The sequence below is a fragment of the Caldisalinibacter kiritimatiensis genome (assembly GCF_000387765.1).
Classification (GTDB): domain Bacteria; phylum Bacillota; class Clostridia; order Tissierellales; family Caldisalinibacteraceae; genus Caldisalinibacter; species Caldisalinibacter kiritimatiensis.
Genome location: NZ_ARZA01000268.1, coordinates 39,241 through 46,106, shown reverse-complemented (window position 1 = coordinate 46,106; position 6,866 = coordinate 39,241). Strand labels below are relative to the sequence as shown.

Here is a 6,866-nt window from a genome sequence, read left to right as displayed (position 1 = left end):
AACAATCTATTCTTGAGGGCTAGCGCCCATTAAAATCTTTTAGATGCGAAACTTCTGACTAAATATTAGTAGTTTTATTCTTTATAAAACAAAAGAGAAGCTATAATCAGCTCCTCCTTTTTATTTTATTTTTTATCCATTTTATTAATCTTAATCCTAAACTATCAACTTCTTTAACAACGAAAACATAGGAAGAATCTCTAGGTACCACGAGTAAGCCTAAATTACGTATTTTATTCCTGTAATCAGTATAATCTTTAGTTTTAATTTTACCATTACTGTCATAATAGTCTATCCATATATAAGGTGGAAAATAAGATAAAACGCTATTTATATCATACTTACTATTAACTTCTTGTCCATTTATTCTAAAGATTATATCACCGGACTTAAAGCCCATTTTCTCAGCTGTACTATCGGGAAGTACATCAAGAATCTTTACCCCTTGATTACTTGGGGTAAATGCTGGAGTTCCCTGTTTTTCTTTTTTTCTACCATATTGAATTAAAAACTCATGTGCTAATGGTGAAAACAAAGCAGCTATATATTTAAATACATATACATAAGAAGAAATTATAGCTAATATTAAAAGAATGACACTGAATAAAATTAGATTTCTAGATGATTCCTTAATTTTTCTTTCTGGATAATCAGATATAGCCATATCTCCATATCCTAAGGCAGCCATTACTGGTATCATAATGCACATTAAATCGTTACTATTAGAAGTTATATTATCAGGCCTAATAAGAGGCCACCAATCTGGCATCGCTACTGCTGAACCTTCAAAGGATTGTGCTGTTATTATTAAAACAATAAATGGTATAGGCCAAAACCTCATCATATTAAAGCCGCCAACAATTTTATTATTCATTTTCATAAATATAGGTACCTTACTCTTATCACCATCTTTTAGTATTAATAAACTTTCAACTAAATGTAATACTGCTACAATTGCCATAACACTAGAAACGTTGATTTTAGGATATTCAAATACTAAACTAGCTATCGACACTATACCTCCACTATAGGAAAAACAAATAAATCTAGGATGAATTAACATTAATAATATTGCTAGTATTAACATGTATTTAAAATCATCTGCATCTATCGTTATACCTATCGCTAAAATAATAATACTTCCTATGAGACCTCCTATAACACCAGCTAATGTTGAACTCAATACCCTCTTTAAATTTGATTCTTTATTTGTACCTAATATCTTTTTTTCCATTTGTCCTATTCTTTTATATTGAACATACACAATTGCTATAACTACCCAATAGATAGGATTAATTAATATTTGAGATAAAGTTAGTAAAGATAGGTTCAAAATTTCGAATATTGTTTTCATTTTAAACACTCCTATATTTAGGACCTACTATATAATTAGTTTTTTAGTTAATATCTAAAATCAAATATATTTTTAAACAATAAACATAGCCATTAGATTTAAGCATATCCAATGGCTATGTTAGTTTATTTTATTTTACTTTTTATTACTTCAATTGCCTTTTGTAATTGTATATCTTCATCTAAATATTCAGTACCATAATTCATTACATCATCTGGTAACTCAATAACTATATCAGGCTCAATACCTACACCATGAATGTTAACTCCACTAGGTGTAAAATATTCTGAAACAGTCAACTTAAAGCCTGAACCATCTTTAAGTGGTATAATTCTTTGAACTATACCCTTTCCAAAAGTTTTTGTACCTATTAAAACCCCCGAATTTGTATCTTTAATAGCACCAGCTAGTATCTCTGATGCACTAGCACTACCTCCATTAACAAGTAAAACTAATGGTACATCTATCTTTTCTTTATCAGATTTATATTCTTCTCTTTCTCCCTTTTTAGTTTCTGTATAAACTATAATACCTTCTCCCATAAGCTCATCAGTTATTTTTTGACATTGGTCTAAAAGCCCACCTGGATTATTTCTTAAATCTATTATTATTCCTTTCATATTCTTCTTTTCTAAGGAATCTAATTCATTTTTAAATTCTCCATAAGTTTTTTCATCAAAAGCTACTAATCTTATATATCCAATATTTCCTTCTAACATTTTAGCTTTAACTGTTTTCTGCCTTATTTCCTCTCTAGTTATTTCTAGGTCTAAAAACTTATTATCTCCATTTTTATTTTTTCTTAAAATAGTGATTTCTACTTTTGTACCTGGTTTACCCTTCATAACTTTTACAGCTTCATCCATTCTATCAGCTGTAAATTCTTTCCCATTTACTTTTACAATCTTATCTCCTGTTTTTATGCCTGCTCTTTCTCCTGGGGTACCTTCTATTGGCGATACAACTGTAATTAAATTATCCTCGCCTGGAACTACAATAATTCCTATACCACTATACGTACCTCTAGTATGCTCCATAAAATCTGCAAATTCATCTTTTGTCATATATACAGAGTATGGGTCATCTAGAGCTTGAAACATTCCTTTCAGAGCGCCTTCTAATAATGTTTGTTCATTAACCTCATATAAAAAATTTTCTTCAATAATGTCCTCTAAAGCCATCAATTTATTATATTTATTGTTTATTTCAACCCATTCGTCTCTCTGTTCCTTAGTTACAAATACTTTATCTCCTATTGTTATCTGTATCATATTACTAAATGCAAATGTTGTAATTCCAGTTATAATAATTAAAATAATAGCTCCAATAGCAGCTTTTCTTTTTGATATCATCTGTATTTCACCTCATATTAACGTCTTAGTATTCTATTTTATTAAATTTATGTTCTCATTATACCATCCTAATATATATTTTTCAAAAATTCAATCAATAAATTGCAAATTAAAGCAAAAGAACATAATAAAGACGACCTAAAAGTGGTCGCCTTTTACTTCTTTAACCATGGCATTGGATTAGTGTAAGCACCGTTCTTTCTAACCTCAAAGTGTAGATGTGGTCCTGTAGAATATCCTGTACTACCTGCCTTGGATACAGCTTGTCCTCTTTTTACTGATTGTCCTTTCTTCACTAATAACCTTGAATTATGAGCATAAAGTGTAGAAATTCCACCACCATGGTCTATTATTACTACTTTTCCATATCCTCCATACCATCCTGCATATCGAACTACACCATCATTAGCTGCCACTATAGTGCCCCCTAATGGAACGCCTATATCTATACCTGTGTGCATCTTTTTAGTCTTCAGAATAGGGTGTACTCTCATACCATACGGTGAAGTTATTCTATAGTAACCTGGTGTAGGCCATGTTAACTTTCCACCTGCATATTTCTGTGCAATCTGTTTTCTTCTTATTTCTTCTTCTAACCTTTTAGCTAAATTTAGTAAATCATCTTCCTGTTTCTCAAGTTCCTTTATATTACTTGCTAAACTTCTCATCAATTGCTGCTTAGCTCTACTTACAACTTCAATTTCTTTTCTCTTTTTTTGTATAGTCTGTTTAGTTGATAATAACATTTTCTTTTGAGTCTCTAACTGTGCTTTTTTTTCCTTTATTTGCTCTCTTTGTTCTTTCATATATTTCAATAACTCTACATCATTTTCAACTATTCTCTTTATCATATCTAATCTAGTAAGTAAATCCTCTAAGTCTTTAGATGCCAATAGAACTTCCAAGTAACCAACTGTTCCATTTTTATACATAACTCTTAATCTTTTATTTAATATATCATTTTTTTCTTCAATATTTTTTTCTGCCTCTAATAACTCTTTTTTTGTTACTTCAATATCGTTATTTAAGTTATTTAACTGTCCTTCAAGTTTTTGTAACTCTTTATCTATTTCATCAAGTTGTAAATCTAATTTTTTAATTTGTTTAGTAACATCCTTGTATTCCCTTTTTTTCTCATTTAATTCTTCTTCTACTTTGTCTATTCTCTGCTTTGTTTGCTCATATCTTTTTTTATCTTGTTCAATACTATTATCAGCATATACTACAACACTATTAATAAATAATATTAATACTAACAATACATAACACGTTCTTTTCTTCAGTATCAAATGCCCACCCTCCTTGTCTAAACTCTTAAAAACTTTCTTAGAGAGATTATGCTTCCAAGTACTCCTATTCCTACTCCAATGGTTAGTGATATTATTGCTACATCGCTAAATAGTGCTGTATATGGTACTAAGTAAATTGTAAATAGCACGTATAATTTTTCATTTAACGTTTGAAATAAATATTTATATCCATAGTTAACTATAAGTATTGATAATCCTGAACCCAATAATCCTAATAACATACCTTCTATAATAAATGGACCTCTAATAAAACCATTAGTGGCTCCAACGTATTTCATTATGTTTATTTCCCTTTTTCGTGCTGTTACTGTTAATTTAATAGTATTCGAAATAATAAATACTGATATTAACATCAATCCACCTATTAAAGCTAATCCGCCTACTTGTATATAATTAGCTACAGTCATAAGCTTTTGAACAATATCCTTGTAATATTTAATTTCTTCTATACCAGAATATCCTTGCAACTTATTCACTACTGTATCTGCATAACTAATATCCTTTAATTGAATAACATATGAATTAGGTAGAGGATTTTCTTCTAATCCTTCTAATAAGTTACCTTCTTCTCCCCACTGTTCTTTCATTATATCTAAAGCATGTTCCTTAGATTGGAATATAACAGCAATTACACCATCTATTTCTCTGATATCTTCACCAATTTCATCTATTTCATGACTACTTATATCGTCTTTTAAATAAACTTGTATTTCATCAAACTTTTCTTTAGTCATATTCGAAAAATTATTTATATTAAGAATCAATATAAGTATTACCCCTAAAATAATTAATACTGAAGATACTGAGCCTACAGAGGCAATACTCATCATACGATTTCTCCACATTCCTATAAAACCTTGCTTTATCATATATTTTAACGTTCTACCCTTCATAACCATAAACACCTCTCTGCTCATCTCTGACAACTTGTCCTTTTTCTAATGCTATAACTCTTTGTTTCATAACGTCTACTATGTCCTTTGCATGTGTAGCCATTAAAACAGTTGTCCCTCTTCTATTAATTCTTCTAATAATCTTCATAACTTCCCATGCTGTATCTGGGTCTAAATTTCCTGTAGGTTCATCAGCGATAAGCAGGCCTGGATTATTTACGATTGCCCTTGCAATTGAAACTCTCTGCTGCTCTCCACCCGATAATTGATTAGGATAACTGTCAGCTTTATTGCTAAGTCCCACCATACTTAAAGCCATAGGAACTTGTCTTCTTATGTTTTTATATGGAGCACCTATGATTTCCATAGCAAAGGCTACATTTTCATATACTGTCTTATTAGGTAATAATCTAAAGTCCTGAAAAACCACACCAATACTTCTTCTGATATGTGGAATCATTCTGCTTTTTACCTTAGTTATATCTTGACCATTTAAAATAATTCTTCCTGATGAAGGTTCAACTTCTTTTAACAAAAGCTTTATAAAAGTAGATTTTCCCGCACCACTAGGTCCAACTAAAAAAACAAATTCTCCTTTATCAATATTAATACTTATATTATTTAAAGCTTTAACGCCATTATTATACTCTTTTGTTACGTTCATAAGCTCTATCACAAAATCACTCCTGTCTAATTACAATGATAATAACTATCTACACTACAGTAATTATTAATACAATAAGCTTCATAATTCATCAAACATTTATTATACTTCGACACTATATAGCTAATTCCTTTAAAAATTATCAATTTAAATTAGGTAATTTATACTATTTTACTTTATTATTCATATACATATAAATTACGAGTAAAGTTTTAAATTTAATAGCATCATTAAATACTCTGATATCAAATCCTGTATCTTTTTGTATTTTATCAAGACGATAATTCAAAGTATTTCTATGGACATATAACTTTCTTGCTGCTTCACTAATATTCAAATTACTATTTAAGAAAATATTTGCTGTTTTAATTTCCTCATTAGATAACTTATGTAAGCCTAGCTCCATAGCTTCTTTATATAATTTAAGCACTGTATTTTCCGAAACTTTCGATATCAATCTATAAACTAATAATTCTCTATAATTATAAATTTTATTAGGTAATTGGTGTTCTAATCCTATATTAAGAGCTTCAAAGCTTTCTAGATAAGCTTCTTTAACTTTAATAGGTTCCTTCAAAGAACTTACACCAATCTTTATATTTTGTAATAATTCACTTTCAACTGCATCGACTATTTTTTTCTCCAAATCTATATCTTCTTTATTATTTTTTTGATATATTACAGCGAGTATATCTTCACTTATTACCACACTCGCAAGATGATTTGTAGATATATGCTTTACAATTGATGCTACTTGAGAAGCCATACTATTACTTAACATTTTTACAAGAATAACACTTATATCTTCGTTCATATTAAAACCAAGATGCTTCATAATATCTTCGACAGTTTTTTCATCTGTTGTCTTAGTAAGAATTCTTATAACATCCTTTTCAGTTATATTAGGAGCTAAGTACTTTACATCTTCAACAATTTCAGTTATAAATTTTTTTATCAAATTAAGTTCTCTATTAGTTAAAGGTTCTTCGTCCTCAACAACCATAATATAAGTTATACCACCTAGTTTCAAGTTGCATATATTGTGCTTATCTCCTAGATTTTCTGAATCTTCTAATATAAGGTTATCGCTTTTCTGCTCATGTATTAAACGTACGTTGCATCCTAAAATATAACTTAATCTGTTAGAAATATCTTTTAATTGTTTTTCTGTTAACATAATATCACCTAACTATATTATAAAACTTTTTATGACATAAAAAAACAGAAGGAATAATCCTCTCATTATTCCTTCTGCTTTTTTCTCCATATTCCTCTATTTTTCTTGATTTTGTA

At 29.1% G+C, this 6,866-nt stretch carries 6 protein-coding genes; all 6 read right to left on the bottom strand.

What is annotated here, in order from left to right; translation table 11 throughout:
• Window positions 1–106: 106 nt before the first annotated feature.
• Window positions 107–1,354, bottom strand: a complete 1,248-nt coding sequence (locus L21TH_RS12255) for a PDZ domain-containing protein (protein WP_006316991.1) — start codon at window positions 1,352–1,354, stop codon at window positions 107–109.
• Window positions 1,355–1,479: 125 nt separating this feature from the next.
• A complete protein-coding gene (locus L21TH_RS12250) occupies window positions 1,480–2,706 on the bottom strand; it encodes a S41 family peptidase (RefSeq protein WP_006316987.1) in 1,227 nt (408 codons plus the stop codon).
• 155 nt (window positions 2,707–2,861) lie between these two features.
• On the bottom strand, window positions 2,862–3,995 hold the full coding sequence (locus tag L21TH_RS12245) for a murein hydrolase activator EnvC family protein (protein WP_006316986.1): 1,134 nt from the start codon (window positions 3,993–3,995) through the stop codon (window positions 2,862–2,864).
• A gap of 17 nt (window positions 3,996–4,012) precedes the next feature.
• Window positions 4,013–4,909, bottom strand: a complete 897-nt coding sequence (gene ftsX, locus L21TH_RS12240; RefSeq protein ID WP_006316985.1) for a permease-like cell division protein FtsX — start codon at window positions 4,907–4,909, stop codon at window positions 4,013–4,015.
• On the bottom strand, window positions 4,899–5,585 hold the full coding sequence (gene ftsE / locus L21TH_RS12235; RefSeq protein ID WP_006316984.1) for a cell division ATP-binding protein FtsE: 687 nt from the start codon (window positions 5,583–5,585) through the stop codon (window positions 4,899–4,901). Before ftsE ends, ftsX begins: the two co-directional genes overlap by 11 nt.
• A 154-nt stretch (window positions 5,586–5,739) precedes the next feature.
• On the bottom strand, window positions 5,740–6,750 hold the full coding sequence (locus L21TH_RS13905) for a PucR family transcriptional regulator (RefSeq protein WP_006316983.1): 1,011 nt from the start codon (window positions 6,748–6,750) through the stop codon (window positions 5,740–5,742).
• Between the last annotated feature and the right edge of the window lie 116 nt (window positions 6,751–6,866).

Coding starts and splice junctions, on each gene's coding strand:
- L21TH_RS12255 (WP_006316991.1), bottom strand. CDS start 1,354: ATGAAAACAATATTCGAAATTTTGAACCTATCTTTACTAACTTTATCT.
- L21TH_RS12250 (WP_006316987.1), bottom strand. CDS start 2,706: ATGATATCAAAAAGAAAAGCTGCTATTGGAGCTATTATTTTAATTATT.
- ftsX (WP_006316985.1), bottom strand. CDS start 4,909: ATGAAGGGTAGAACGTTAAAATATATGATAAAGCAAGGTTTTATAGGA.
- L21TH_RS13905 (WP_006316983.1), bottom strand. CDS start 6,750: ATGTTAACAGAAAAACAATTAAAAGATATTTCTAACAGATTAAGTTAT.